The 26,472-nt window shown below is 66.5% G+C and carries 23 protein-coding genes and 1 pseudogene; 18 read left to right on the top strand and 6 right to left on the bottom strand.

The genetic code is table 11. The annotated features are described in order from the left end of the window. The first annotated feature begins 7 nt into the window (after window positions 1–7). The 15 genes and pseudogenes from CG716_RS17195 to CG716_RS17265 all read left to right on the top strand — a co-directional run. The gene (locus CG716_RS17195; RefSeq protein WP_094481726.1) at window positions 8–1,393 is read left to right on the top strand and encodes an aromatic ring-hydroxylating oxygenase subunit alpha; all 1,386 of its coding nucleotides are present in this window, start codon (window positions 8–10) and stop codon (window positions 1,391–1,393) included. Further along, on the top strand, window positions 1,390–3,240 hold the full coding sequence (locus tag CG716_RS17200) for a flavin-containing monooxygenase (RefSeq protein WP_094481728.1): 1,851 nt from the start codon (window positions 1,390–1,392) through the stop codon (window positions 3,238–3,240). The genes CG716_RS17195 and CG716_RS17200 overlap by 4 nt, the downstream gene beginning before the upstream one ends. Further along, a complete protein-coding gene (locus CG716_RS17205) occupies window positions 3,241–4,158 on the top strand; it encodes an SDR family NAD(P)-dependent oxidoreductase (RefSeq protein ID WP_094481730.1) in 918 nt (305 codons plus the stop codon). Beyond that, a complete protein-coding gene (locus CG716_RS17210; RefSeq protein ID WP_094481732.1) occupies window positions 4,151–5,308 on the top strand; it encodes a CaiB/BaiF CoA transferase family protein in 1,158 nt (385 codons plus the stop codon). The genes CG716_RS17205 and CG716_RS17210 overlap by 8 nt, the downstream gene beginning before the upstream one ends. After that, window positions 5,305–6,462, top strand: a complete 1,158-nt coding sequence (locus CG716_RS17215; RefSeq protein WP_094481734.1) for an acyl-CoA dehydrogenase family protein — start codon at window positions 5,305–5,307, stop codon at window positions 6,460–6,462. Before CG716_RS17210 ends, CG716_RS17215 begins: the two co-directional genes overlap by 4 nt. Window positions 6,463–6,467: 5 nt before the next feature. Then, on the top strand, window positions 6,468–7,385 hold the full coding sequence (locus tag CG716_RS17220) for an acyl-CoA dehydrogenase family protein (protein WP_094481818.1): 918 nt from the start codon (window positions 6,468–6,470) through the stop codon (window positions 7,383–7,385). Continuing rightward, the gene (locus CG716_RS17225) at window positions 7,382–8,545 is read left to right on the top strand and encodes an acyl-CoA dehydrogenase family protein (protein WP_094481736.1); all 1,164 of its coding nucleotides are present in this window, start codon (window positions 7,382–7,384) and stop codon (window positions 8,543–8,545) included. The genes CG716_RS17220 and CG716_RS17225 overlap by 4 nt, the downstream gene beginning before the upstream one ends. After that, entirely contained in the window at window positions 8,545–9,504 is a 960-nt protein-coding gene (locus CG716_RS17230) for an acyl-CoA dehydrogenase family protein (protein ID WP_094481738.1), read from the top strand. The genes CG716_RS17225 and CG716_RS17230 overlap by 1 nt, the downstream gene beginning before the upstream one ends. Window positions 9,505–9,523: 19 nt before the next feature. Continuing rightward, on the top strand, window positions 9,524–11,236 hold the full coding sequence (locus CG716_RS17235; protein WP_094481740.1) for a thiamine pyrophosphate-binding protein: 1,713 nt from the start codon (window positions 9,524–9,526) through the stop codon (window positions 11,234–11,236). Between the two features lie 39 nt (window positions 11,237–11,275). Then, on the top strand, window positions 11,276–12,712 hold the full coding sequence (locus CG716_RS17240; protein ID WP_094481742.1) for an aldehyde dehydrogenase family protein: 1,437 nt from the start codon (window positions 11,276–11,278) through the stop codon (window positions 12,710–12,712). An 18-nt stretch (window positions 12,713–12,730) separates the two neighbouring features. Beyond that, complete coding sequence (gene dtd, locus CG716_RS17245; protein ID WP_094481744.1) at window positions 12,731–13,162, top strand: D-aminoacyl-tRNA deacylase; 432 nt, start codon at window positions 12,731–12,733, stop codon at window positions 13,160–13,162. A gap of 49 nt (window positions 13,163–13,211) precedes the next feature. Then, window positions 13,212–14,360 carry an epoxide hydrolase family protein gene (locus CG716_RS17250; RefSeq protein ID WP_094481746.1) on the top strand — a complete coding sequence of 383 codons (1,149 nt, stop codon included), beginning with the start codon at window positions 13,212–13,214 and terminating at the stop codon, window positions 14,358–14,360. 115 nt (window positions 14,361–14,475) lie between these two features. After that, window positions 14,476–15,099, top strand: a complete 624-nt coding sequence (locus tag CG716_RS17255) for a TetR-like C-terminal domain-containing protein (protein ID WP_234817882.1) — start codon at window positions 14,476–14,478, stop codon at window positions 15,097–15,099. 74 nt (window positions 15,100–15,173) lie between these two features. Continuing rightward, complete coding sequence (locus CG716_RS17260) at window positions 15,174–15,731, top strand: hypothetical protein (RefSeq protein WP_094481748.1); 558 nt, start codon at window positions 15,174–15,176, stop codon at window positions 15,729–15,731. A gap of 31 nt (window positions 15,732–15,762) precedes the next feature. Continuing rightward, window positions 15,763–16,866: pseudogene (locus tag CG716_RS17265) on the top strand (phosphatase PAP2 family protein); the annotation flags it as partial. On the opposite strand, the gene CG716_RS31240 reads toward CG716_RS17265, so the two are convergent. From CG716_RS31240 to CG716_RS17295, 6 genes are all read right to left on the bottom strand, one after another. Further along, window positions 16,789–17,592 carry a hypothetical protein gene (locus tag CG716_RS31240; protein WP_308210446.1) on the bottom strand — a complete coding sequence of 268 codons (804 nt, stop codon included), beginning with the start codon at window positions 17,590–17,592 and terminating at the stop codon, window positions 16,789–16,791. The pseudogene CG716_RS17265 and the gene CG716_RS31240 sit on opposite strands and share 78 nt — an antisense overlap. 5 nt (window positions 17,593–17,597) lie before the next feature. Then, complete coding sequence (locus tag CG716_RS17275) at window positions 17,598–18,701, bottom strand: PDR/VanB family oxidoreductase (protein WP_094481752.1); 1,104 nt, start codon at window positions 18,699–18,701, stop codon at window positions 17,598–17,600. Continuing rightward, complete coding sequence (locus CG716_RS17280; protein ID WP_094481754.1) at window positions 18,701–19,600, bottom strand: metal-dependent hydrolase; 900 nt, start codon at window positions 19,598–19,600, stop codon at window positions 18,701–18,703. Before CG716_RS17280 ends, CG716_RS17275 begins: the two co-directional genes overlap by 1 nt. 49 nt (window positions 19,601–19,649) lie before the next feature. Then, entirely contained in the window at window positions 19,650–20,066 is a 417-nt protein-coding gene (locus CG716_RS17285; RefSeq protein ID WP_094481756.1) for a hypothetical protein, read from the bottom strand. 150 nt (window positions 20,067–20,216) lie between these two features. Then, window positions 20,217–21,665 (bottom strand): serine/threonine-protein kinase, encoded by a 1,449-nt coding sequence (locus CG716_RS17290; RefSeq protein ID WP_094481758.1) that lies wholly within the window; start codon window positions 21,663–21,665, stop codon window positions 20,217–20,219. Between the two features lie 9 nt (window positions 21,666–21,674). Beyond that, window positions 21,675–22,364, bottom strand: coding sequence for a TetR/AcrR family transcriptional regulator (locus tag CG716_RS17295; protein ID WP_094481822.1), 690 nt, complete (start codon window positions 22,362–22,364; stop codon window positions 21,675–21,677). 219 nt (window positions 22,365–22,583) lie between these two features. Here CG716_RS17295 and CG716_RS17300 point away from each other — a divergent pair, with 219 nt between their 5' ends. The 3 genes from CG716_RS17300 to CG716_RS17310 are packed head-to-tail and all read left to right on the top strand — an operon-like array spanning window position 22,584 to window position 26,468. Next, window positions 22,584–24,584 (top strand): dipeptide ABC transporter ATP-binding protein, encoded by a 2,001-nt coding sequence (locus CG716_RS17300; protein ID WP_094481760.1) that lies wholly within the window; start codon window positions 22,584–22,586, stop codon window positions 24,582–24,584. Then, window positions 24,584–25,453 carry an ABC transporter permease gene (locus CG716_RS17305; RefSeq protein WP_094481762.1) on the top strand — a complete coding sequence of 290 codons (870 nt, stop codon included), beginning with the start codon at window positions 24,584–24,586 and terminating at the stop codon, window positions 25,451–25,453. Before CG716_RS17300 ends, CG716_RS17305 begins: the two co-directional genes overlap by 1 nt. Before the next feature lie 10 nt (window positions 25,454–25,463). Beyond that, window positions 25,464–26,468: an ABC transporter permease gene (locus CG716_RS17310; RefSeq protein ID WP_094481764.1), complete on the top strand. Its 1,005-nt coding sequence runs from the start codon at window positions 25,464–25,466 to the stop codon at window positions 26,466–26,468. Window positions 26,469–26,472: the final 4 nt, after the last annotated feature.

Consider the following 26,472-nt stretch of genomic DNA (forward strand, 5'->3'; position numbering starts at 1 on the left):
TTTGATGATGGGCGAACTCAACGGCACGGAAGAACTGTCAGAACCGATGACCATCGGCGTAGATGCCTACATCTCGCCGGAGTACGCCCGCGCCGAACGCGACAAGCTGTGGCGCAAGGTGTGGCAGCAGGTCGGCCGGGTCGAGGAACTGCCAGAGGTCGGCAGCTACCTGACCTACGACATCTTGGACGACTCGATCATCGTCGTGCGGACAGGATCGAACTCATCCTCAGACAGTTTTGCTGCGCACCACAACGTCTGCATGCACCGAGGCCGCCGGCTCGTCGACACCCCGCCCGGCGCGAAACAGGCTGTGGGCCGGGCTCGTAAGTCGTTCGTCTGCGGATTCCACGGCTGGAGCTACGGCCTCGACGGTGCCTGCTCGCACATCCGCGAAGAGGCCGACTGGAAGGGGGCGCTGACCCCGGCCAGCACGCGTCTGCGGTCGGTCAACGTCGACACCTGGGGTGGCTGGCTCTGGATCAACATGGATCCCGACTGCGAACCACTGGCCGACTTCCTCTTTCCGGCAGCCAAGATCCTGGATCCGTTCGGGTTGGAGAACATGCGCGTCAAATGGCGCAAATGGGTCCATTTCGACTGCAACTGGAAGGTCGCCTTGGAGGCCTTCAACGAGACCTACCACGTCTTCACCACCCATCCGGAGTTCAACAAGTTCGGTGAGTTCAAGGGCTGGGCCAAGGCGCAGGGCCGGCACAGCAACATCGGCTACGACGCGCCCGAAGATCTCGCCGAGACCAAGTCCAAGATCCGGCTCGGCACCGGCGATCCGCGGATCTCCACCGCCGAAATGCAGGTGTACACAATGGAGGAGACCAACGCGACCACCACGCAGACGTTGGTGAACGCCGCCCTGCGGCTGGTCGACGAATTGCCCGAGGGCACACCCGCGGACAAGGTGCTCGACCATTGGCTGTCCTCCGCACGCCGCGACGACGAAGCCCGCGGGGTGGTGTGGCCGACGATCCCCGCCGAGATCCTCGGGCAGAGCGGAACCGCCTGGCAGCTGTTCCCGAACTTCCAGATCGGGCAAGGCCTGACCAGCGCGCTGTGCTACGGCGCACGCCCCGATCCGGGATACGACCCGGACAAGTGCATCTTCGAGGTTTCGGTGTTCGAGCTATACCCCAAAGGTGCTGAACCACAGGCAGATTGGGAGTACACCCCGGTGGGCGATCCGCGCTGGCGCAGCGTGCTGCCGCAGGACTTCTCCAACATGGCTGCTGTCCAGCAGGGGATGAAGTCGCTCGGTTTCCCCGGCACCCAGCCCAATCCGTATCGCGAGCGCAGCACCGTCAATCTGCACTACCAGCTGTCGAAGTACATGGGCACCGGGGAACCCCGCGCGCTCACGAAGGAGAACGATCAATGACCGCCGAGTGCGGACCGACTCAGACACCGGCCGATATCGACATCGACGCGCTGCGGGAGAAGTACCGCGTGGAGCGGGAGAAGCGTCTGCGCCCGGAGGGATCCGCGCAGTATTTGGAACTAGAGGGCGACTTCGCGGACTTCTACGAGATCGATCCCTACACCACCGTGACCGCGCGTGATCCGATCGTCGAAGACGCCGACGTCGTAGTCCTCGGTGGCGGCTTCGCCGGTCTGCTGGCCGGGGCCTATCTGAAGAAGGCAGGCGTCGAGGGTGTGCGGGTCATCGAGATGGCCGGCGACTTCGGTGGGGTCTGGTACTGGAACCGGTTTCCGGGGATTCAGTGCGACAACGACGCGTACTGCTACATCCCGCTGCTCGAAGAGCTCGATTTCATGCCGTCGAAGAAGTTCGCGGACGGTGCCGAGATCTTCCAGCACTGCCGAAACATCGGGAAGTACTTCGGGCTCTACGACGGCGCGTTGTTCTCCACCCAGGTCCGCGAACTGCGCTGGGACGACGCGCTCCAGCGCTGGCGGATCAGCACCGATCGCGGCGACGACATCCGGGCACGCTTCGTGGTGATGGCCCAGGGGTCCTACAACCGGCCCAAGCTGCCGAACATTCCGGGCATCAAGGACTTTCGCGATGCCGGCGGGCATGTGTTCCACTCCGCCCGCTGGGATTACGACTACACCGGCGGCGACGCGAACGGCGGTCTGGACAAGCTGGCCGACAAGCGGGTCGCACTGGTCGGCACTGGTGCCACCGGCGTGCAGCTGGTGCCACATCTAGGCCGGGACGCCAAGCAGCTCTTCGTTTTCCAGCGAACCCCATCCTCGGTGGACGAGCGGGCCAATACGCCGACCGATCCGGCGTGGGCCGGCTCCCTGAAGCCGGGTTGGCAGGAGGAGCGCAAGCGCAACTTCCACAACTGGTCGCCGTTCGTCGGTGTGGTGTTCGGCGAGCCGGACCTGGTCTGTGACTTCTGGACCGAGCTCGGCCGCAACCTGACTGCGCGGATCGCGGGTAGCGAGGATCCCGCGTCGGTGAGCATCGAGCAGATCATGGCGTTCCGGGAAGAGGAGGACTACAAGATCATGGAGCGGCTGCGACGCCGCATCGAAGGCCTTGTCACCGACCCGGACACCGCCGAGGCGCTCAAGCCGTACTACCGTTTCATGTGCAAGCGGCCATGTTCGAGCGAGGAGTACCTGACCGCGTTCAACCGGCCCAACGTGACCCTGATCGACGTGGCCGAATCTAAGGGCGTGGAACGGCTGACCGCGAAGGGCATCGTCGCCAACGGCGTTGAGTACGAGGTCGATTGCGTGATATTCGCCAGCGGCTTCGAGATCTCCACCGAGATCAGCAGGCGCTATGCGATCGACACCATCGAGGGCCGCAACGGGCTGTCGCTCTTCGAATACTGGAAGGACAACTACCAGACGCTGCACGGGATAACCAGCCGTGGCTTCCCCAACCAGTTCTTCACGGGGTTCATCCAGGGTGGCGTCTCGGCGAATACCACCGCGATGTTCGAGCAGCAGGCCAAGCACATCGCCTACATCATCGCCGAGGCGCAGAAGCGCGGCGCGAAGGTCGTCGAGCCCAGCCAGGAGGGCCAGGACGCCTGGGTGGCGACCATCCGCGAACTGGCGATCGACAATTCGGCATTCGAACTGTCGTGCACACCCGGCTACTACAACAACGAGGGCCGCGGCGGCGCGGAAGGCAACGGCTCGTTCCTGGGCGACTTCTATTCGCCCGGCTTCTACGCCTTCGAGGACCTCATCGCCGAATGGCGGGCCAAAGGCGATCTCGACGGCTTGGAGCTCGGAACCTAGATGGCGACAGCACGATTCGACGATCGGGTCGCCGTTGTCACCGGCGCCGGCCGGGGGCTGGGGCGCGAGTACGCACTGTTGCTCGCCCGGCTCGGGGCCAAGGTTGTGGTGAACGACTCCGGTGGCGCGTTGACCGGCGAGGGTGACGACAGCGGGCCGGCTCAGCAGGTCGTCGACGAGATCGTCGCCGCAGGCGGGGAGGCGATCGCTTCGACGGAGTCGGTGGCCACCGCGGTCGGCGGGCAGGCCATCGTCGGAGCGGCGGTGCAGCGATACGGTCGGATCGATGTCCTGATCCACAATGCCGGAATCGTACGGAGTGCGCCGCTGTGCGAGATGGCGGGCGAGGATTTCGACGCCGTGCTCGACGTCCATCTGCGGGGCGCGTTCCACGTTGTGCGGTCGGCCTTTCCGGTGATGTGCCGGGCCGGCTACGGCCGCGTCGTACTCACGTCATCGATCGGCGGCCTGTATGGCAACCACGCGGTGGCCAACTATGCGGCCGCCAAAGCCGGGGTGATCGGGTTGTCCGATGTCGTGGCGCTCGAAGGCGCCGACCACGGCGTGCGGTGCAACGTCATCGTCCCGGCCGCGGTGACCAGAATGGCTGAGGGGCTGGACACTTCCGCCTACCCGCCGATGGGGCCCGACCTCGTCGCTCCGGTGGTCGGCTGGCTGGCGCACGAATCGTGTTCGGTCACCGGCGAGATCCTGACCGCTATCGCGGGCCGGGTGGCCAGGGTCGTGGTCGCGGAGTCCATCGGGGTGTACCAGCCGGAGTGGAGCATTGACCAGGTGGCTGCCCGCATCGAAGAGATTCGCGATATCAACGACCCGCTGGTGTTCCCGGTGGTGCCCGACGGGCACAGCGCTCACATCGGCCACAGCTTCGGGATGGCAAGGGGCACAGATGACTAGCACCGGCCCGCTGGCGGGAATCCGGGTGATCGACCTCACCGCGATGGTGATGGGCCCCTATTGCACGCAGATCATGGCCGATATGGGTGCCGACGTCATCAAGGTCGAGCCGCCCGCCGGCGACGACACCCGCTACGTCTCGGTCGGTCCGGCACCGGGACTGAGCGGGGTGTTCGTCAATGTCAATCGTGGTAAACGCAGTGTGGTGCTGGATCTTCGGTCTGAAGAAGGCAAGGCGGCGCTGCGCGCGCTGATTGCGGGTGCCGACGTGTTCATCCACTCGATGCGCGCGAAGGCCATCACCCGGCTCGGGTTCGGCTACGACGACGTCGTCGCCATCAACCCGGCGATCGTCTACACCAACTGCTACGGGTATGGCCGCCGTGGACCCGAACGGGACCGCCCCGCCTACGACGACACCATCCAGGCCGAGTGCGGATTGCCCGCCGTGCAGGCCGAATTAACCGGTGAGGCCAATTACGTCGCCACGATCGTGGCCGACAAGGTCGCCGGCCTGACCGCCGTCTACGCGACGACGATGGCGCTGTTCCACCGCGAACGCACCGGTGAAGGCCAGGAAGTCGAAGTCGCGATGTTCGAGACGATGGCCTCGTTCATGCTCGTCGAGCATGCCAACGGCGCGATGTTCGACCCACCGCTCGGGCCCGCCCTGTACCACCGGACGGTCGCACCTAACCGCAAGCCGTACAAGACAAAAGACGGCTACATCTCGGCGCTGATCTACAACGACAAGCATTGGGCCGGTTTCATCAACGCGGTGCGGCCGGCGTGGAACACCGAACGCTACGCCACGCTCAGTGCGCGAGCCGCGGAAATCGACACCGTGTATTCGCTGGTCGCCCAGACCATGGCCGAACGGACCACCGAGGAGTGGCTGACATTGTTCGTGGAGTTGGAGATCCCGGCGGCGCCGCTGAACTCCCCGCAAGCGCTGTTCGACAATGAACAGCTCAATGCCGTCGGATTCTTCGAGACGGTGCCCACCCCGCACGGCCCGGTCCGGATGCCGGGCGTGCCGACCTGGTTTTCCCGAACCCCGGGGCGCATCGGGGGACCGGCCCCCGAACTCGGTGCCGACACCGCTGACGTGCTGGCCGAATTGGGCCTGGCCGGGGTGGAGAGCGCATGAGCCTGCAGTTCGAGTTCGGGCCGCAGGCCAGTGCGCTGCGCGGACAACTACGTGCGCTGGTTGGTGATCACGTGCCCGAGGGCTACCTCGGTGCGTTCACCGACGATCCGGCCGACCTCGAAGTGGCCCAACAGTTCTGTCACACGCTCGCCGAGCAGAACCTGCTCTGTATGGCATGGCCCGCCGAGTTCGGTGGCCGCGATGCATCGGTGTGGGAACAGACCGTTGTACGCGAGGAGATGTGGGCACACCACGAGCCCCGCGGCGCGCAGTACATGGGCGTGAACTGGGTGGGTCCCATCATCATGCGCCACGGCACCGACGAGCAGAAGCGACAACACTTGCCACCCATCGCCGATGGTGACGTCATCTGGTGCCAAGGCTTCTCCGAGCCGGAAGCCGGCTCCGACCTTGCGTCGTTGCGGACCACCGCACGTCCCGATGCGGACGGGTGGCTGGTGAACGGGCAGAAGATCTGGACCTCCTACGCGACGATGGCGCAGTGGTGCTTCCTGCTGGCGCGAACCAGCAAGCGGGAGAAAAAACAGCAGGGACTGACCATTTTCCTGGTGTCGATGGATGATCCCGCGATCGAGGTTCGGCCGCTTCGCACCATGCTCGGGCCGCACCACCTCAACGAGGTCTTCTTCGACAACCTGCGGGTGACCGAGGCGAACGTCCTCGGGACTGTCGACGACGGCTGGTCGATCGTGCAGGACGTGATGTCGTTCGAGCGGGTCGGCATCGCACGTTACGCGCGGTGCGAACGATTGCTGGCGGCGAGTCCGAAAGTTCTCGGCGATCGTTGGGAGACATTGCCCGGCGAGTTGCGCGGCCGTTGGATCCGGATGCTCACCCAATGCCGGCGTGCTCGGCTGATGGCCTATCGGGTCGTCGAGCTTCAGAGCAGTGGGCAGATCAAACCCGGCGACGCGGCCGCGTACCGGATCGCCGTGACCAAACTGGATCAGGACAGCGCTGAGGTGCTCAGCGATATCGCCGCCGAGGTCTCCCACGACGACCCGAGGGCCGCCTGGTTCCTCGGCGAGGTCGAGGACCACTGGAGGTATTCGCAGGCCTCGACGGTGTCGTCGGGGAGCATCGAGATGCAACGCATCCTGTTGTCCCGGGCAATGTTGGCGGCAGCGAAATGACAGACATGATCCTTGACCTCGGATCCGACGCCAGGGAGTACGGCAGACAGGCGCTGCGGGCCTTCGAGGCCGCCGGCGGTGACGAGCTCATCCAGCAAGCTGAAGCGAAGCCGGAGGCTCGTGAAGGTCTGGTGGCTCCCGTGCTGGCCGAGCTCGGCGCGTGGGATCTCGATCACCGCACCGACGCCGACGGGCTCGAGGCTGCGGCGGCTCTGTGCCGCAGCGCCGGCTACTGGGCGGTGCCGTATCCGATCGCCGAGCGGCTGTCGGCTCCCGATGGCCTCGACGCCGACGGCCTGGTGGTGGTGTCGTCGAATCGTCCCTGCGCCCCCTTGGTCGGGCTCGAAAACCGTTGGGCTGCGGTAACACTGGATGGACGACGCAGTATGGTCACCGGGCTGGGCGCGGCCGGACCTGCCTTCGTCACCGAGTTGCAGCTGTCCGAAGTCGATGCCTCGGGCAACGCGGACCTCGCTCTGGGGCTGATGCTGCCGTGCTGGACCCTGCTGGGCATGCTCGACCGCGCTATCGAGTTGACCGTGTCGCACGTGACTCTGCGTAAGCAATTCGGTCAGCCGTTGTCGGCATTCCAGGGCGTGCAGTTTCAACTGACCGACGCCGAGGTCGGACGGAGCGGGGTCGACATCCTCGCCAAGTACGCGGTGTGGAGCGTCGCCACCGGACGCCGGGAGGCAGTGGACGACGCGCTGGCGCTGCGGCTTGCAGCGCTGGAAGCCGCCGAGGTCGTGTTCCGGGTGTGCCATCAACTGCACGGCGCTGTCGGGTTCTGCGACGAGACCACGTTGTCCTGGCTCTCGCGCTACAGCCAGCCACTGCGCAGGCTGCCGTTCGGGCTGTCGGCGACCCGGGATCATCTCGTCCGCAGCGTGGGCAGCCGAGGACTGACGGGGCTGTTCGCGTGAGCCTGGACAACTTTCGGGGCGAAGTCCGCGCGTGGTGCGAGAGGCACGTGCCGACGGACTGGCGCGCCAGCCAAACCGGTGCCAGCGAGGCCGAATTCGCGGCCTTCCAGAAGGCTTGGTTCGCCGAACTGCACGGCGCCGGATTCGCCGTGCCGCACTGGCCGGCGCAGTGGGGTGGCGGCATGCCTGTCGATGAGCAGATCGTGCTGTATTCCGAACTGGCCGCCCACGATGCTCCTCGGCTGGTGCTGGCGTTCGTCGGCATCCATCACGCCGCGTCGACTCTGCTGGTCGCCGGCACCGACGAGCAGCGCCGCCGCCACCTACCCGCGATCCTCGACGGCGAGATCTGGGTGCAAGGATTCTCCGAGCCCGAAGCGGGATCCGACCTGGCCAGCCTGCGTACCACCGCGCGCCGTGTCGGCGACAACTACCTCGTCGACGGTCAAAAGCTCTGGGCCAGTGGTGGTTTACACGCCGACTGGTGTCTGCTGCTGGCGCGTACCGACCCCGACGCCCCAAAGCGGCGCGGAATCTCGTACTTCCTGCTGGATATGACCACCCCCGGCGTCGAGGTACGCCCGATCCGCAACGCCATCGGCGACTCGCACTTCTGTGAGATCTTCCTCGACGGTGTGGAGATCCCGGCAGCCAATCTGATCGGCGTCGAGAACCAGGGCTGGCAAGTCGCGCAGGCCACGCTGGGCGCCGAGCGCGGCATGACCATGCTCGAGCTCGCAGAGCGGCTCGGCAATGCCGGTTTCCGCTGGCTGGTGCAGGCCTGCCAGCCGATCGAGGATGGGCTTGTCGCCGACCGGCTGGCGCGGTTCGAGATCGAGATCGCCGGCCTTCGCGGATTGTGCCGTGACTTGGTGCAGCAGCACGACGCCGGCGCTGTCGGGCCGGCGGACGCGTCCGTGGTGAAGCTGTACTACAGCGAACTGCTGCAACGGATGACCGATTTCGGCGCCGAGGTCGCCGGGATGGCCGCCCAAACCCAGCTCACCAAACCCGCCTCGAGCGGCTGGGAGTCGGGATCGTGGATGTTGGACTTCATCGGCTCCTGGGAATGGACGATTCCGGGCGGAGCCAGCGAGATCCAACGCACCATCATCGCCGAACGGGGTCTCGGGCTGCCGCGAGAGCCGAGCGCTGTGTGATGACAGGCCAATTCGAGGAGTTTCACGCCGAGCTGCGATCGGTGGCCGGCGACCTGCTGGCCAAGGACCGCGCCGTGGAGTGGTCGGTGCTGGCCGACGCGGGATGGACGGGGCTCGAAGTGCCCGAGCATCTCGGCGGTGCCGGTGCGACGTTCTCCGAGGTGGCCGTCATCTGCGAGGAGATGGGCCGCGCGGCGAGCGCCAACAGCTTTCTCGGTAGCGCGGTGCTGGCCGCTGGCGTCGTGAATGCGTTGGCGCCCAGCGACACCCGTGACACGCTGCTGACGGAGATCGCGGCGGGGTCGACCAGGGTGGCCGTCGCCTTCGAGCCGTTCGAGTTCGTGCCGGACGCCGAAGGCGCCGACCGGATCCTGATAGTCACCGACGACGGGGTCGTCGAGACCGACGTGACTGTGACCCCGCAACCCGTCCTGGACGAGACGCGCCGGCTGGCCATCGTGACCGCGAAGGGCGGGTCCGTCGCATGCGTGCATCACTTCGACGGGTACCCGCAAGCACAGATCCGCCGTGTGCGTGACCGTGCGGCGACCGCGGTGGCCTGCGACAGTCTCGGGTTGTCCGAGGCGATGCTCGCCGCGACGGTCGCGTATGCGAAGGTGCGCCGGCAGTTCGACCGGCCGATCGGCTCGTTCCAGGCCGTCAAGCATGCGTGTGCCGATATGTACGTCGCCATTTCGGTCTCCCGGCAACTGGTCAACGCCGCGGTCCGCGCCGTCGCCGAGGATCAGCCTGACGCCGGTGTCAAGGCGGCGATGGCGAAGTCGTACGCCTGCAGCGCCGCCGTTGACGTTGCCGGTAAGGCGATGCAACTGCATGGCGGCATCGGCTACACGTGGGAGAGCGGTATCCATGTCTATCTCAAACGCGCGGCGCTGAATCGCTCGCTGTTCGGCTCTCCCACGACATATCGCAAAGAACTCGCTCAACGCTATCTATAGAGAAATCAAGGAGTTTCGCATGGGTGTACCGGTCTATAAGCGCATTCTCGACCTCTTCGAGGCCGAGGGCGTCAACACGCTGTTCGGGATTCCGGATCCCAACTTCGTGCACATGTTCACCGAAGCCGACGCGCGCGGCTGGTCGGTGGTGGCCCCGCACCACGAGCTGAGCGCGGGCTTCATGGCCGAGGCGGCATCGCGGATGACCGGCAAGCCCGGTCTCTGCATCGGCACGCTCGGCCCCGGTATGGCGAATATCGCCGGCGCCATCCAATGCGCGCTCGTCGAGAACTCACCGGTGATCTTCCTCGGTGGACAACGGGCCCGGGTCACCGAGCGTCGCGTGCGCCGTGGGCGTATCCAATTCGTCCAGCAGGAGCCACTTTTCGCCGCGTCGGTCAAGTACAGCAGCTCCATTGAGTACGCCGACCAGACCGACGAGATCATCCACGAGGCCATCCGCAGGGCGATGTCGGGCACCCCGGGCCCGACCTACGTCGAGTTCCCCTCGCACGTCATACTCGAGGAACTCGATGTCGCGGCTGCGCCGGCACCGTCCAGCTACCGGCTGGTCAACCAGGGCGCTGGTGCCCGCGAGGTAGCCGAGGCCGTGAAGCTCATCCGGGAGGCCAAGAGTCCGGTGCTGCTTGTCGGGCACGGTGTGCACACCTCCCGCACTCAGCAGGAAGTCAAGGAACTGGCCGAGCTGATGGCCTGCCCGGTGATTCAGACTTCGGGCGGCACGTCGTACATCCCTGGCCTGCAGGACCGCACGTTCCCCTACCTGTTCTCCCCGGCAGCCAACGAGGCGGTCGAGGAGTCCGACCTGTGCGTCGCGCTGGGCACTGAACTCGGTGAGCCCATGCACTACGGCCGGACCCAGCATTGGGCCGGCAACAACGCCAACCGCAAATGGGTGTACGTGGAGCAGGACCCCACCGCCATCGGCGTCAACCGCCCGATGGACGTCGCTCTCGTCGGCGACCTGCGCGGCGTTGTCCCGCAGCTGGTCGACGCGCTCAGGGACTCTCCGCGCACGGCCGCACCGTCGCTGGAGATCCTGATCGAGAAGGATGCGAAAGAGCTTGCGGACATGGCGGAATCGGCACCGTCGGGACGGTCGCCGATCCACCCCGCCCGCTATGTCGTCGAAGCCACCAAGGCGTTCAACGAACTCGAGGACGGCATCATGGTCCGCGACGGCGGCGCGACCGTGATCTTCCAGTGGACCTACTCGCAGTCCAAGCCCCGCGACGTGATCTGGAACCAGAACTTCGGCCACCTGGGTACGGGCTTGCCGTACGCGGTCGGTGCCTCGGTCGCCGAGGGCGGCAAACGTCCGGTGATGCTGCTGACCAGTGACTCGGCCTTTCTGTTCCACATCGCCGAACTCGAGACGGCAGCCCGGCAGAACCTGCCGCTGGTCTGCGTGGTGGGCGTCGATCACCAGTGGGGCTTGGAAGTGGGCGTATACAAGCGCACTTTCGAACAGCCGTCGCCGCAGCCCGGCGTGCACTGGAGCAAGGACGTCCGGATGGACAAGGTGGCCGAGGGCTTCGGTTGTCACGGCGAGTACGTCGAGAAGGAAGAAGAGATCGGCCCCGCGATCGCCCGCGCCTACGCCAGTGGCAAGGTCGGTGTGGTGCACGTGTGCATCGATCCGAAGGCCAACTCCGAGGAGATGCCGAAGTACGACCGATTCCGGACCTGGTACGCCGAAGGCACCCAATAACGCCCACGGGCGAGCCTGGATTTTAGGAGGATGACAACCATGCGCGAATACCTGAAGTTCTACATCGATGGCCAGTGGGTGGACCCGGTCAAGCTGACGACCCTCGACGTCGACAACCCGACACTCGAGCAGGTCGGCGGCACGATCGCCCTTGGATCCGACGCGGACGTGGACAAGGCGGTCAAGGCCGCCCGCAAAGCCTTCAACGCCTGGTCGCAGACCACCCGCGAAGAGCGCCTGGATGTTCTGCAGGCGTTGCTGGCCGAGTATCAGAAGCGCGCCGGCGACCTGGCCGACGCGGTCCACGAGGAAATGGGTGCGCCGCCGTCGCTGGCGGCCGGATCGCAGGTCATGATGGGCCTGGCCCACCTGTCCACCGCGATCGACGTCCTGAAGAACTACTCCTTCGAGGAGCAGAAGGGCGCCACCATGGTGGTCAAGGAGCCGATCGGGGTCTGCGGGCTGATCACACCGTGGAACTGGCCGATCAACCAGATCGCCTGCAAGGTGTTCCCGGCCCTGGCCGCCGGCTGCACGATGGTGCTCAAGCCCTCGGAGGTCGCCCCGTACTCCGGGCAGATCTTCACCGAGGTCGTCGATGCGGCGGGCGTGCCCGCCGGCGTGTACAACATGGTGTTCGGCGATGGCCCGGGTGTGGGAGCGGCCCTGTCGAGCCATCCCGGCATAGACATGGTGTCGTTCACCGGTTCGACCCGGGCCGGTATCGAGGTGGCCCGCAACGCCGCGCCGACCGTCAAGCGGGTGGCCCAGGAACTAGGCGGCAAAAGCCCCAACATCGTGCTCGACGACGAGGCGTTCTCCCAGAGCGTGGCATCCGGCATCGCGGTGATGATGCTGAACTCGGGCCAGAGCTGTAATGCCCCCTCGCGCATGTTGGTGCCCAACTCGCGCCTCGACGAGGCCGTCACCGTCGCCCGTGCGACTGCTGAGGGCGTCAAGGTTGGTGACCTGTCGGACAATTCGGCGATCGGGCCGGTAGCCTCCCGTGCACAGTTCGAGAAGGTCCAGGGGCTGATCCAGAAGGGTATCGACGAGGGCGCGACGGTGGTCGCCGGCGGTCCCGGCCGGCCCGAGGGAGTGTCCACCGGTTACTACGTACGCCCGACGGTCTTCGCCGACGTCAACAACGACATGACGATCGCTCGCGAGGAGATCTTCGGGCCGGTGGTGTGCATCCTCGGCTACGACGACTTGGACCAGGCCGTCGAAATCGGCAACGACACCGACTACGGGCTCTACGGCTACGTCTCGGGCGCCGATCTCGACCAGGCGCGCGCCCTGGCCCGCCGGATCCGCGCCGGCGCGGTGACCATCAACCACGCGTTCGACATCAGCGCGCCGTTCGGTGGCTACAAGCAGAGCGGCAACGGACGCGAATGGGGCGCAGAGGGCCTCGATGAATTCCTCGAGTCCAAGGCCGTCCTGGGCTTCGCGCCGGCAGGTGCGGGCGAATAGGGGCTAGCATCGGCGCTCATGCGAGTGCTGGTGCAGCGGGTCACCTCGGCGTCGGTGTCGGTGAGTGGCGAGGTGGTCGGCGAGATCCGGCCACCGAGCCAGGGTCTGCTGGCCCTGGTCGGCGTCACCCATTCCGATACCGACGCCGTCGCCCGTCGACTGGGTGAAAAGCTGTGGCAGTTACGGATTCTCGATTACGAACGGTCGGCGGCCGATGTCGGTGCGCCGATCCTGGTGGTCAGTCAGTTCACGCTGTACGCCAACACCGTGAAGGGGCGCAGACCGACCTGGAATGCCGCGGCACCGGGCGCGGTCGCCGAACCGCTCGTCACGGTGTTCGCCGATACCCTGCGTGAGATGGGTGCCCAGGTCGAGACCGGCGTGTTCGGGGCCGATATGCAGGTCGAGTTGGTCAACGATGGGCCGGTGACGGTGCTGCTGGAGCTGTAACGAGTTGTGTAATAAGGACTTTCCGAAGGCGACAGACACTGGAGGCGCGATGACCGGCACACAAAATCTGGCGCAGTTTCCGATACAGGTTCCCGACTCGGCCCTCGCTGATGTGCGCCGCCGCCTGGAGAACGCGCGGTGGCCGGCGGAGCTGCCAGGTTCGGACTGGGATTACGGAACCGAACAGGCTTTCCTGCGAACCGTCGTGGAGCGTTGGCGTGACGGATATGACTGGCGGGCAACCGAAGCTGAGCTCAACCGGTGGGGATCACATGTCACAACCGCCGCGGGCCAGCGAGTCCACCTATTGCACGCGCGCTCCGGAAATGCCGGGGCGATTCCCTTGGTGCTGGTGCACGGCTGGCCCGGATCGATCGTTGAATTCCTCGATGTACTGCCGCTTCTGAGTGAGCAGTTCCATGTGGTCGTCGTCTCAATGCCTGGCTACGGGTTCTCCGGTCCGACGTCACAACGTGGTGTCGACGTCGCGGCCGTCGGCGCGGCCGTGGACGATGTGATGTCCCAACTCGGCTATGACCGTTACGCCGCGCAAGGAGGCGACTGGGGTGCACTCGTGGTCCGTCATCTCGGACAGCACTATTCGCCCAGGGTGGCGGCTATCCACACGAACATGCTGTTCGCGCCCTTCGACGGCGATCCTGCCGAGGCGATGAACGGGGTGACCGAAAGTGAACTCGCAGCAATTGTTTCGTCGGCCGAGCGGATTGCGGATGGAACTGCCTACATGCAGATCCAATCGACGCGGCCGCACTCGCTGGGTTACGGACTCGACGACTCGCCGCTGGGACTGGCCGGCTGGATCCTGGAGAAGTTTCATTCCTGGTGCGATATCCGCGACGGCATGCCTATCCGCATCGATCGCCTCATCGACAACCTGATGATGTATTGGCTCACCGGCACGGCGACGTCGGCGGCCCGGCTGTATTACGAAGCGAGCCGGGCAGGCACGTCGGCACTGAGCGATTGGGATGGGCGCGTCGATGTGCCGACGGGGTATGCGGTGTATCCCTTCGAACTGTTGCAGACACCACGGGTGTGGGCCGAAGCCCGTTACAACCTGGTGCATTACACCGTCCAGAACAGTGGGGGACACTTCGCGGCGTTCGAGCAACCGGGACTGTTTGCCGCAGACGTCAACAGCTACGGCGACAAGCTTCGGGAACTCGGGGTGTTCTGAGCGGAAACGGAAAGACAACGGGCTCGGGGGTTTGACTCAGTCGATTCCCGGCAAGACGGGACACGCGCGTACCAGCTCAGGCTGCGTTCCCGGAGTGTTGGGTGGGCGCGAGTGGTTGACTAGTGCAAGTCTGTCGCGGATTGGAGGTTGCGCGATCGGAACCGAATCGGATTACGTGGATCCGGATGTTCCCGAAGAGGTCCGCCGGACGGTGCTCGCCGCCGCCTACGAAGAGCTCAGCCGGTGGGGACTCGAGCGTTTCGACATCCCGACGATGTGTGCTCGCCACAAGATCGACGAGTCGCTGGTGAGCCGCTATTGGGGTGATAGCCGCCGGCTTTCCCTTGACACGCTCCTGTACTGGAGCGACGAGATCCTGAACCCCGCCGACACTGGCTCCCTTCGCACCGACCTGCAATTCTTGGCCGCCGCGGTGGCGCGTCAGGTGAACAGTGGCACCGGACGAAGTCTGCTGCGTGCGATGGTGGTTGACGACCGCGCGGCCTTCGCTGACGACACCAGGATGGCCTTCTGGATGCGACGGTTCGCCGGCATCCGCTCGGTGTTCGACCGCGCCGCCGAGCGCGGCGAGATCCGAGACGGTGTGGATGCCATCGCCGCAATGCAATTGATCCTTGCGCCGATCAACGTGCGCGCTCTCTACACCGAAGACCCGGTCGAACCGCAGTATTACGAAGCCATCGCCGATCTGGTCTGGCACGCCATCGCGAAGCACTGAGCTATCCCGATACGGCCTATTCGTTACCGGTCCGCGCCCTGCCGTGCACCTCGGACATGAGAGCGTAGAACCTTATGCACACGCACAGCTTCGTCACGTACGAGGAATTCGGCCGCCGATTCTTCGAGCTGGCGGTCACCGAGGAGCGTGTTGCCGCCGCCTTCGCCGAGATCGCCGGCGGCGAGTTCGAGATGGGCCCGATGGCGCAGGGGCCGGCCGGGCTGGCCAAGGTCACCGCGAAAGTCAAGATCCAGCAACCGAGCGCCCGGCGCAGCGTCGGGGACACGATCACGTTCAACGTCCGCATCCCGCTGGTCATCGAGCTGGTGGTCGACCTGCGCGTCGACAAGCAGCGATTCACGGTGGACGGCGATATCGTGCTGCGTGCCACCGCGCGGGCGGCTGAACCGCTCCTGTTGGTCATCGACGTCGCCAAGCCCCGGGCCTCGGATATCGCGGTGAACGTGACGTCGAAGTCGGTTCGGGGCGAAATCCTGCGGATCGTGGCCGGGGTTGACGCGGAGATCCGCCGGTTTGTCGCGGTCTACGTCGCCGACGAGATCGACAGCCCGGCATCGCAACAGGCAAAGGTGATCGACGTGTCCGAGGCGGTTGCATCCGCTTGGGACTGAAGTCGACCGGGAAATCTGGATAATCGGTGCGATGACCGCGACCGACATCGAGCAGGTAGCCGACTCGCCAGGGGCTTCGGACCGCCGAACCCGCCGGCTCACGCTGGCCCGCCGCGCCGCAGTCGCGATCTGGGCCGTTGCGATCGTATCCCTCACTGTCACAAATGGTTTGGCGTTCAATCGCGAATTGATCCTGGCCTACATCTGCACCGGACTGCTGGCCGCCAGCATCGGCCGGCGCAAGGTGTTGCTGATCGTCTGGGACTGGCTGCCGTTCGCGGCGGTCTTGATCGTCTATGACCTCAGCAGGGGAGTAGCACATCTGATCGGCACACCCACCCAATGGTTGTGGCAGCCGGGGTTGGACCGCGCGCTGTTCGGCGCAGTGCCCACGGTCTGGCTCCAAGAGCACCTCAAGATGCCCACCCCGCCCTGGTGGGAGGTGGTCATCAGCACTGTCTACATGTCGTTTTTCATCCTCCCGTACGTGGTGGCAGGCGCGTTGTGGCTGCGCGACCGGGAGGAATGGCAGGCGTTCGTCCGTCGCTTCGTCGCGTTGTCGTTCACCGCACTGGTCATCTACGCGGTGCTGCCCGCCGCCCCGCCGTGGGCGGCCGCCCGGTGCAAGCCGGCCGAGGTCGCCGGCGGTCCCCCCGAGCCTCCATGCATGTTCAGGCCGGCTCCGCTGGCCGACGGCGGGCTGCTCGGACCAGTCAGCAGCCACCACACCGGTGCCAACGACTTCGTGGAACGGATCTCCACCCGCGGCTTCGGCACACTGCACCTGGACGTGGCTCGTGCATTGCTCGACGAAGGCCAGGCCAGTGTCAACCTGGTGGCGGCCATTCCGTCGCTGCATGCGGGCCTGTCGGCGATGATCGCGGCGTTCCTCTGGGGCCGGGTGCGCCGGGCGTGGCGGCCGCTGCTCGCCGGGTATGTCGCGATCATGGCCTTCGCGCTGGTGTATTCAGCCGAGCACTATGTCATCGACATACTGCTCGGCTGGCTGGTGGCGGTCGCGGTCGTGTTCGCGGTTCGCCGCTATGAACGCCGCCGGTCAACTGCGGCGCGGCTTGCCGGTGAGGTTCAGCGGCAGCCCGACGGTGCTGAGCTGGATGAGGACGTCCTCGACGCGACCCCGGGGCACTTCGGCGCGCCACTCCGGCAGGCTTCCGGTCAGGTGGAGGGCGCCGGGTTCGAACGAGAGACTCGTCAGGGTCAGGCCGCTGGCCAGTTCCGGTAACCGCACCGGATAGGCCGGTGTCTTGGCCGGTAACGTCCACCGGCGCCGCCGGGTCCGCACCGCACGCGGATGCAGCCACAGCGTAGAGCCGTCCAGTTCCACCTCGACCTCGACACTGCCCAGCCCCGGGCGACGAGCCCAGCGCAACCGGGCCACACCGTCGTCGTCCACTTGGCCCGACAGGCGGGGCAGAGCTTCGGCGAAGACCTCGTCGAGCGCGTGCGTCGACACTTCCATGCTTACCTCGACCGGTGCGGCCACCAATACCGGAGGCACCCCCGGGCGCAGATGTACGTTGTGCAGAACCACCGCTGCGCTCTCGAAATACCGCTCGTCCCAACGAATATCGGTGGCCGCAAGCCGGACGTCGTTCAGCTGCCCGACAGCGAGCCGGCGAAGATCCAGGCGTGAATCGAATTCGGTGACAGTCAACGTGATGTCCCCGTTGTCGAGCCGCACCGTCATGGTGCGGCCCACCACCAACCGCCTCACGGTCATGAACAGCGTTCGATACGCCACTGCGGCCCCGGAGCTCACGGCCGTCGACGGCCACACCGAGGACAACATGTCCAGCGGCCGAAGCAGATCCCAGCGGGCAAGACCAAGCGAACGTGCCATAGCGGCTAGAGATCCAATTCCAGGTGGCCACCGTCAGGCGCGCGCGACACACAGGTCAGCATCATTCCGCCAGCACGTTCCGGCTCGGTGAGAAGCGTATCCCTGTGCTGCACAACACCATTGGTTACCAGAATGCGGCATGTGCCGCAAAAGCCTTGCTGACAGGAGTACGGGGCGGCCACCAGCTCGCGCCGCAGTGCAGACAGCAGCGTCTCGTTCGGCCCGACCGTCACGGTCGCGCCGGTCGAGGCTATCGTCGCGGTGAAAGCGGTGCCGTCGACCACCGGAGCGGCGGCGAACCGTTCGAAATGCAGCTCCACGTCGTCACGGCCGGCCAGTTCCGAGCGGATCGCGGTCAGCATCGGCGCGGGACCGCAGGTGTAGACGGTTGTCCCGTCCGGGCAGTCGCCCAGCAGCTCCTCGGCGGTCGGCACCCCGTGCACGTCGTCGGTGCGGATCCGGATACGCGAACCGAACCGGCGCACCTCGTCGAGGAACGGGATCGACTCCTGGCTGCGGCCGGCGTAGATCATCGACCAGTCCACACCGAGCCGGTCGGCCAGGCCGAGCATGGGCAGGACTGGGGTGATGCCGATGCCGCCGGCAATGAACCGCAGCCGCTGCGCGGGCGAACCGTAACCAGGCACCGTCAACGGGAATGCGTTGCGGGGGCCGCTGCTGGTCACGCTCGTCCCGATGGCAAGGCCGTCGTGCACCTCGACCGAACCGCCACCGCCGTCCGGGATGCGGCGCACGGCGATCCGGTAGCAGGTGCGCAGCCCCGGATCGCCACACAGCGAGTACTGGCGGATCCGGCCGCTGGGCAAGTGGATGTCCAGATGCGCGCCAGGATGCCAGGGCGGCAGCGGCCGACGGTCCGGTGCGGCCAGCGTCAGGGCGACGACGTTCTGATCGCGGGCGACCACCTGGCGCTCGACGATCTGGAGCGTGAGCGTGTGATCGCGGTCTGCAGGAGCCGCCGGCCTGCGAACCGCACCGCTGATCGCCCACAACGTCGTGATGGCGGCATCCGTGAGGCTGAGCGGAACGTCGTGGCGGGTGCGTCCTGACGCGCTGGGCGGCGCCGTGCGCAAACGAGGCAGCCGCATCACAGGTGCGCGGCGCGGGCAGCCGGCGAGCTGGCCAGATAGGCGACCGCCTGGGCGGTGGAGCCCACGTCCTCCGGCGAATAGTTGGGCCGGAAATAGGTCAGTGTCGCGCTGCCGAAGAGCTTGCGGTACATGGGCAACAGGCCGCGCTTGGAGTCGTCGGCCCGCAGTCGCTGCATCCGCCACCAGCTCATGTCCAGACTGGGATCGGTGCGGCACAGATACCACGCGCCGCGGTTGAAAAATCCGGCGATCAACGTCGCCGCCATCGCCATCGAGCGGATCCGGTCCAGATAGCTGTCGTGGAAGTAGACCGCGACCTCATGGGCGACGTTGCGGTGCTCGACCTCTTCACTGCCGTGCCAGCGGAACACGTCGACGAGCGTGGGGTCGGCGCCGTAGTCATCCCAGCGGCTGTTGAGCGCGAAGTCGCCCAGCACGGCGGTGTAGTGCTCGATGGCTGCGATCAGCCACAGCCGGTCGCAGAGGTGGTTGAGCCGGCGGCGCGGGTCGGTCGACGGAATCGGCGAGAGGACCTGGGCGAAGACGTAATCCAACTGGCGCAGGATGGGCGCGGGGTCGACCCCGCGCGCGACCATCAGGTCCTGAAGAACCCGCTCGTGGACGTCGGCGTGGGTAGCTTCCTGGCCGATGAATCCTCGCATGTCCTCGGCTAGCCGAGGGTCTTTCACCAGCGGCAGCGCCTCGTTGTAGGTGGCGACGAACCAGCGCTCGGCCACCGGAAGGACGACGTTGAGCAACCCGATCACATTGGAGGCCACGGGATGACCTGGAATCCAGTGCAAGGGCGCGTGCGAGACGTCGAACGCGACCTTGCGGGCCTGGATCTGGACCCGGCCGGGATCGATTTCATGGTCGAAACGGCGTGGCCGCAGCATGGGCAGAACCTCCCGGTCTGTTGCCGAGAAGTCTAGCCGAGAGGGGCTCTCAGCCGACCTGAGTCGGCGTCACCGTGACTGTGCCGGGGGCGCCCGGTGTCGGGCGGGTGCCGCCGTCAGACGGAATCGTGGGCCCGGCCGGGGCGGTACCGGCCGAGCTGGGCGGCGGAGCCTCGGGCTGAGCGGCCTTCGTGCAGTTCAGCATCAGCGACATCTTGCCGCTGGCCAGGTATTTCTGACTCTGGACGATGCATTGGGCCTGCGGGATGTCGCTGCCGACCGAACCGCCGAACACAGTCTGGATGCCTTGGGCGTGCAGGATGGCGACGGCCTTGTAATACGGCTCGCCGAGAATGTTCATCGTTCCGCCGGCGTTGGGGTCGGCGTTGCTGGGCCCGATGCTGAGGGCGGCTGCTGCCGAACCCGCAACAAGCGCTCCGGCGGCCACCAGGATGAGCCTGTTCACTCCAACCTCCGTCTGTGTCTCCGCGTCGAACATAGCGCAGATGCGGCAGGCGGGCCTGTGCGCGGCCCGCTGCGACGTGTATCGCCGCGAGGTGGCCGGAACGTTTCACTGACGGCCGTCTGCCGGTTTGGGCGCAGAAGAAAGACGAGGTCAGCCGCCGTTGCCGCGGAGGATCTCCGCGGCGCAGCGCAGCCGGGAGTGTCCGGTTTCCTGCATGCAGATCCGGACCGGGGACTCGTTCTCAGTTGGCGGGACCGTCGTCGGCGACGACGTCACCACCGGGTTCGGGATCACGTCCTGGTGCACCGACCACAGGTAGCGCTCGGTGTATTGCAGCTGCGTGCAGTAGGCGGTCGCCCCGTCGGCAGTGGTGCCGGTTGCGCCCGGCTCGGTGCAGTTCGACCCGATCACCGCGGTGGGTGTCGGCTGCACGGTGACGGTGTCGGTGCCGGTCGGCGCTGTGGTGGGCGGCGCTGTCGTGGGCGCCGGTGGTGGCGGTGGCGGGGGGACGACGAGGGCGCTGGTCGACGGCGTCGTGGTCGTGGTGTGGACGTCTTCGGAAGCGACGGTCTCGCCGCGATCGCGGCCTGCGATGAATGCCACCGCGACCGCGATCAGCAGCACGACCAGCACCGCGATCAGAATCGCCGATCGCACCCGCGACCTGCGGGCCGCTGGTTCGGCGTCGCCGATCGGTGAGGCATCGGTGATGGGAGTCAGCCGGGTGGCGTCGGTGTCGGTCAGGCCGTCACCGGACAGCGGTGTGGTGATGTGGTGGGCAAGAGCGCGGGCGAAATCTACGCACCGGTCGAAGCGGTCGGCGGGGTCCTTGGACAAAGCCTTGCGCAGCGCCGGGTCGAGGTTGGCGAGCTCGGGGCGGTGTTCGCCCACGCTCGGCGGCAACGCGGACAGGTGCTGGCTGATGACGACGGCGGGGTTGGAGTGCTGGAACGGCGGCCTGCCGGTCAGCAGGTGATAGGCGGTGGCGGCAAGGGCATATTGATCGGCCCGCCCGTCCATGTCGCGGCCCATCAGCTGTTCTGGGGCGGCGTAGGACACTGTGCCGACCGTCATATTGGTCTGGGTGAGCCCGCTCGCGTCATTGTCCCAGCGGGCAATGCCGAAGTCCGCCAACAAAATTCGCTCTTCGCCGGATTCCTGCTTGGCGACCAGGATGTTTGCCGGCTTGACATCGCGGTGCAGCAGATGCCGCTGGTGTGCATAGTCCAGCGCCTCGGCCACCGCGGTGACGATATTGAGGACTTCACGCTGCGGCAGGCCGGTGGGGTAGCTGTTCAGCAGGTCGCCGGCGTCGGTGCCGTCGACGTAATCCATCGCGATCCACAGCTGCCCGTCGAATTCGCCTCGGTCGTGGACGCCGACGATGTGCGGGTCCCACAGCGTGGCCGCGATATCGGCCTCGCGTTCGAACCGGGCGCGGTACTCGTCATCACTGCTGACCGCGCCGGGTAGCACCTTGAGGGCGTCGTGGCGGGGCAGCCGCGGATGCTGGGCAAGGTAGACCTCGCCCATCCCTCCCGCGCCGAGCAATCGCAGGATCGTATAGCCGGCGAATGTCTCGCCTTCGGCCAGCGGCATGGCCCGATCCTACAAATGTCCTACTCGCGCGGGCCCGAAGTGCGCCAGGTAGTGGTGGGTACTGGTCCGAAGGGCGGGAAGTGCGCCGTCGATGACGCCGAGTACCCGCAGGCAAGCGTCGGCGACATGGCCGGCAAGGGTGGCGTGGTCGGGCTGCGGCGGCTGCGACCACATGTTGACCAGAGATTCGACCAGGCGGAACGGCAGGTCCGCCGCGTCGTCGGCGACGCCGGTCGTCGTCAGGATGGATCGGCTGAGGTCGAGGTAGGCCAGTCGCAGGCGCTCCCGCTCGGTCCAGAAGGTCGCCAGCCGGGCTTCGCGCAGCTCAGGAAGTAGATACAGCGCACCCAGGTTCCAGCGCGAGGTCAGTAGCTGGGCGCCGTCGAACGCGGCCAGGGCATGCAGGCACTGCGCGGCCGCTGGTTCCGGGTCGGCGCGCTGCAGCGCGGACAGGAACGTCAGGGTCGGCGTGACGGTCTGGTGCAGTAGCGCGGACAGCAGCTCGTCCTTGGTCTTGAAATAGTGATAGAGCGAGGCCTGCCGGATGCCGACCGCTTCTGCGATCGCCCGGGTGGATGTGCTGGCGTAGCCGCGGGTGGTGAACAGTTCCCCCGCGGCGTCGAGGATCTCCTCTCGCGCCGTCGTGCCGGGTCTGCGCCGTTCGGTCAAGCGCGGGCGACCCGCCCGCGTCGTCTCCATGAGTCCGATGGTGGCCCACACCACCTGCGAAAAGACAGACCCAGGGATTTTCTGTCACACGACAGAAACGCGGGATACCTATCGGTTACGCGCCGTCCTGGTTTGGTTACGCCAGCGACACCCATCGCGGCAAGCGGCCCGCAAAACTGTCAATCGACAGGCTGATGGCTCACCGGTGAGCTCATCCTCTGACTTCTGAACTACCCGGGAGACTCTGCGATGGCGAGCGCCGCAAGTGTTGCGCTACGACCTGACGCGGCGGCGACGACGTCGGCCGGCGATGTGGTCGCGGCGGTGGATGATCTGTGCGTCACGTTCCGCCGCAACGGCAGGAACGTGCACGCGCTGCGTGGAGTGTCCCTGCAGATCGCACCCGGCGAGATCGTCGGTCTGGTCGGCGAATCGGGCTCGGGCAAGAGCGTGCTCGGATTCAGCATGCTGGGGCTGCTCGGGCGCGCCAAGACCGTAGGCAACGTCCAGGTCTGCGGAACCGACATGCTCACCGGTGGGGCCAAGCAACTGCGTAAGGTCCGGCGGCTGGATCTCGGCGCCGTGTTCCAGGACCCGATGACGTCACTGAACCCCACCATGCGGATCGGAAAGCAGGTCGAAGAGGCGGCAGGCAGCAGCGAGGAAGCACTCAAACTGCTGACCGCCGTTGGTATTCCGGAGCCCGAGCGACGGATGCGGGCCTATCCGCACGAACTCTCTGGCGGCCTGCGACAGCGGGTGATGATCGCGATCGCGGTGGCAGGCAACCCCGAGCTGATCATCGCCGACGAGCCGACCACCGCACTCGATGTCACGGTGCAAGCCCAGGTGCTGGCCCTGCTGCAGCGGCTGCGTACCGAGATCGGCTGCAGCATCGTGCTGATCACCCACGACCTCGGAGTTGCCGCCCAGATCGCCGATCGCATCGCGGTGCTCTATGCCGGGCGGATCGCCGAGATCGGGCCGACCGCAGACGTTCTGGCCGCTCCTGCGCATCCCTATACCCACGGCTTGCTGCTGTCGCGCCTCACCTTGGAAACCGCACGCGACCGGCCACTGGCCGCGATGGCCGGGCAGGTGCCCAGCGCGACCGCTCCGCTGCCGGGCTGCGCGTTCGTACCGCGATGTGCGCTCGCCCGCGCGGAGTGTTCGGCCACACCGCCGGATCCGGTCGTCATCGCCACCAATCGGGTGAGCGCCTGCATCGTTGCGCCCGAGCAGATGCGGGCCGAACTGGCCGCTGTGGTGGCCGCCGAGACCGAGGCGTTCGCCGCTGAAGCCGACGTCGATACCGGGCAGCCGCCGGCCGTCGACGTCCGCGCCGTCACCAAGGCGTTCACCGTTCGCCGCCGCTGGCTGGACCGCTCAGGTGCCAGGCAGAGCAAACTGCAGGCGCTACGCGGCGTGTCGCTGACGGTGACGCATGGCGAATCGGTGGCGCTGGTGGGGGAGAGCGGATCAGGCAAATCGACCCTGCTGCGGATGATCGCCGGGCTGGACACGCCCACCACCGGTGACGTCGCGCTGGCCGGAAATCAGCGCCCCCAGATGGTCTTTCAGGATGCCGGTGCGTCACTGACGCCGTGGCTGTCAGTAGGCGAGCTGATCGGTGAGCGACTGCGCAGCACGGACATGTCGCGTGGCGAACGCAAGGACGCCGTCGCGAAGGTCCTCGAGCGGGTCGGCCTGCCGCAGGACGTGGTCAAGTCCCGCGCCGCGCAGCTGTCCGGAGGCCAGCGCCAGCGGGTGTCGCTGGCGCGGGCCACAGTGATCCCGCCACAGGTGCTGCTGTGCGACGAACCGACGAGTGCGCTCGATGTGTCGCTGGCGGCATCGGTGCTCAACCTCATCGGCGAGCTGCGTCGCGGACTGGACATGTCGGTGGTGTTCGTGACCCACGACCTGTCGGTAGCCCGCGTGGTGGCCGACCGGATCGCGGTGATGTATCTGGGCCGCATCGTCGAGATTGGCCCCGCCGAGGACGTCATCGGTCGGCCGACGCACCCCTACACCCAGGCCCTGGTTGACGCGATCCCGGATCTGGGCCGCGACTGCCGGGTCTTGTCCGGCGAGCCGGCCAGCCCGCTGTCACCGCCCACGGGGTGTGCGTTCCACCCGAGATGTCCGATCGCGATCGACGCGTGCAACGACATCGCACTCGACGTACGGCTGGAAGGCGTTCCCGGCAGCCCGCACCAGGTCGCCTGCATCGAACGGAAGGCGCGCTGATGGCCATCGCGTTACCCGCCCCCGCACTGCTGCGCAGCCGCGAGAAGCGTTTTGCGGCATTACCTACCGACCGGGCGACGATCCTGAATTGGCTTGGCGTGTCTCTGATTCTGGCGGTCACCCTGATCGCCGTCGCGGTTCCGGTACTCGCCCCGCACAACCCGCTGGTGCCGGTCGGCATGCCGCTGCAGGCTCCCGGCAAGGACGGCTTCCTGCTCGGCACCGACAGCGTCGGGCGAGACATCTTGAGCAGGGTGCTGTTCGGTGTGCGGTCGAGTTGGTTCGCGGCGTTGGTGGTGGTGGCGGTCGGGTTGTTGATCGGCGGTGTGATCGGGCTGATCGCCGGGGCCACCGGCGGCTGGCTGGACTCGACGCTGATGCGGATCACCGACGGCTTCCTGTCGCTGCCCGCTCCGGTTCTCGCGATCGCCGTCGTCGCCGCCCTGGGCCCCAGCTTCGTGCACACCCTGATCGCTGTCTCTATCGTCTGGTGGCCGTTCTACGCCAGGCTGGTTCGCGGTGAGATCGTCCGGTTGGCGGCGCGCCCGCACGTCGAGGCCGCCCGGTTGGCCGGCGTCGGACCGTTGCGGGTCGCGTTGCGTCACCTGCTGCCAGGGGCGGTGCCCAACGCGCTGGTGGCAGCCAGCCTCGACCTCGGGACGTTGATCCTGACTCTGGCTGCGCTCTCGTTCCTGGGACTGGGCCAGTCCGCCCCAGCCCCGGAGCTCGGTGCCGACGCCGCCCGCAATCTCAGTTACTTCCTGCAGCAGTGGTGGGTTCCGGTGATGCCGGGCTTGGGCGTACTGGTCCTCGCCCTGATCGGAAACATCGCCGGCGACAGCCTGCGCAACCTGATGAAGACGAGCTAGGAGGCCTGCGATGAAAACCTTCATAGCCTCCCGGCTGGCGGCCATGGTGGCGATCCTGGTTGCGCTGACCGCAGTGATGTTTGTGCTGCAACATATTTCGCCGCTCGATCCGGTCAAGGCCCAGATGGGTGCGCAGTCCTCGGCATCAGCGGTGGCGGCCCGTCGGGAAGCGCTCGGCCTCAACGACCCGATCTCCACCCAGTTCTGGCACTACCTCACCGCGGCAGTGCACGGTGACCTCGGGATGTCCTACCGGACCCGCCACCCTGTCGCGTCCGACCTCGGCAGCTTCTTCCCGGCCACCCTGGAACTGGCGCTCTACGGCCTCGGTATCGCCTTACTGCTGGCCGTGCTGCTGGCCTTCAGCACCACGCTCAAGTGGCGGGGATCGGCTGTGCTGCGGGCGATCCTGTTCACCGGATCCTCGGCGCCGATGTTCCTGCTCGGCATCCTCGGCCTGATCGTCTTCTACCAGAAGCTGGGCTGGGTGCCGGCCAACGGCCGGACCGGGATCAGCAACCCGCCCACCGGACCCACCGGATTGCTCACCGTCGACGGGCTGCTCAGTGGACGCTTCGACGTCGTCACCGACGCGTTGCACCACCTGATCCTGCCGGCGCTGGTCATCGCGCTCGGTCCGGCCGTGGCGATCGGCCGGGTGCTGCGCTCGAGTCTGCTCACCGATATGGACAGCGACTACGCCCGCACCGCACGCGCAAAAGGGTTGTCGGAGAGCCGGATCGTGGCCCGGCATGTGCTGCGTAACTGCATCGGCTCGTCGCTCTCGATGACCGGTCTGCAGGTCGGGTTGATGTTCTCCGGTGTGCTCGTCGTCGAGCAGGTGTTCGGCTGGCCGGGCATCGGCCAGTACATCGCCCAGAGCATCCCGGTCGCCGACTTCCCGGCGATCGCCGGTGTGACGCTGATGCTCGGCGCCCTCTACGTCTTCATCAATACGGCCGTGGATCTTCTACAGGCCGCCGCAGACCCCCGTATCGCAGTAACAGGAGGATAAGTTA

The organism is Mycolicibacterium sphagni, from assembly GCF_002250655.1.
GTDB classification, from domain to species: domain Bacteria; phylum Actinomycetota; class Actinomycetes; order Mycobacteriales; family Mycobacteriaceae; genus Mycobacterium; species Mycobacterium sphagni.

Bases quoted from the DNA above. Each gene is read 5' to 3' on its own strand.
- CG716_RS17195 (WP_094481726.1), top strand. From the start codon at position 8: ATGGGCGAACTCAACGGCACGGAAGAACTGTCAGAACCGATGACCATC.
- CG716_RS17200 (WP_094481728.1), top strand. From the start codon at position 1,390: ATGACCGCCGAGTGCGGACCGACTCAGACACCGGCCGATATCGACATC.
- CG716_RS17205 (WP_094481730.1), top strand. From the start codon at position 3,241: ATGGCGACAGCACGATTCGACGATCGGGTCGCCGTTGTCACCGGCGCC.
- CG716_RS17210 (WP_094481732.1), top strand. From the start codon at position 4,151: ATGACTAGCACCGGCCCGCTGGCGGGAATCCGGGTGATCGACCTCACC.
- CG716_RS17215 (WP_094481734.1), top strand. From the start codon at position 5,305: ATGAGCCTGCAGTTCGAGTTCGGGCCGCAGGCCAGTGCGCTGCGCGGA.
- CG716_RS17220 (WP_094481818.1), top strand. From the start codon at position 6,468: ATGATCCTTGACCTCGGATCCGACGCCAGGGAGTACGGCAGACAGGCG.
- CG716_RS17230 (WP_094481738.1), top strand. From the start codon at position 8,545: ATGACAGGCCAATTCGAGGAGTTTCACGCCGAGCTGCGATCGGTGGCC.
- CG716_RS17235 (WP_094481740.1), top strand. From the start codon at position 9,524: ATGGGTGTACCGGTCTATAAGCGCATTCTCGACCTCTTCGAGGCCGAG.
- CG716_RS17240 (WP_094481742.1), top strand. From the start codon at position 11,276: ATGCGCGAATACCTGAAGTTCTACATCGATGGCCAGTGGGTGGACCCG.
- dtd (WP_094481744.1), top strand. From the start codon at position 12,731: ATGCGAGTGCTGGTGCAGCGGGTCACCTCGGCGTCGGTGTCGGTGAGT.
- CG716_RS17250 (WP_094481746.1), top strand. From the start codon at position 13,212: ATGACCGGCACACAAAATCTGGCGCAGTTTCCGATACAGGTTCCCGAC.
- CG716_RS17260 (WP_094481748.1), top strand. From the start codon at position 15,174: ATGCACACGCACAGCTTCGTCACGTACGAGGAATTCGGCCGCCGATTC.
- CG716_RS31240 (WP_308210446.1), bottom strand. From the start codon at position 17,592: ATGGCACGTTCGCTTGGTCTTGCCCGCTGGGATCTGCTTCGGCCGCTG.
- CG716_RS17275 (WP_094481752.1), bottom strand. From the start codon at position 18,701: ATGCGGCTGCCTCGTTTGCGCACGGCGCCGCCCAGCGCGTCAGGACGC.
- CG716_RS17280 (WP_094481754.1), bottom strand. From the start codon at position 19,600: ATGCTGCGGCCACGCCGTTTCGACCATGAAATCGATCCCGGCCGGGTC.
- CG716_RS17290 (WP_094481758.1), bottom strand. From the start codon at position 21,665: ATGCCGCTGGCCGAAGGCGAGACATTCGCCGGCTATACGATCCTGCGA.
- CG716_RS17295 (WP_094481822.1), bottom strand. From the start codon at position 22,364: ATGGAGACGACGCGGGCGGGTCGCCCGCGCTTGACCGAACGGCGCAGA.
- CG716_RS17300 (WP_094481760.1), top strand. From the start codon at position 22,584: ATGGCGAGCGCCGCAAGTGTTGCGCTACGACCTGACGCGGCGGCGACG.
- CG716_RS17305 (WP_094481762.1), top strand. From the start codon at position 24,584: ATGGCCATCGCGTTACCCGCCCCCGCACTGCTGCGCAGCCGCGAGAAG.
- CG716_RS17310 (WP_094481764.1), top strand. From the start codon at position 25,464: ATGAAAACCTTCATAGCCTCCCGGCTGGCGGCCATGGTGGCGATCCTG.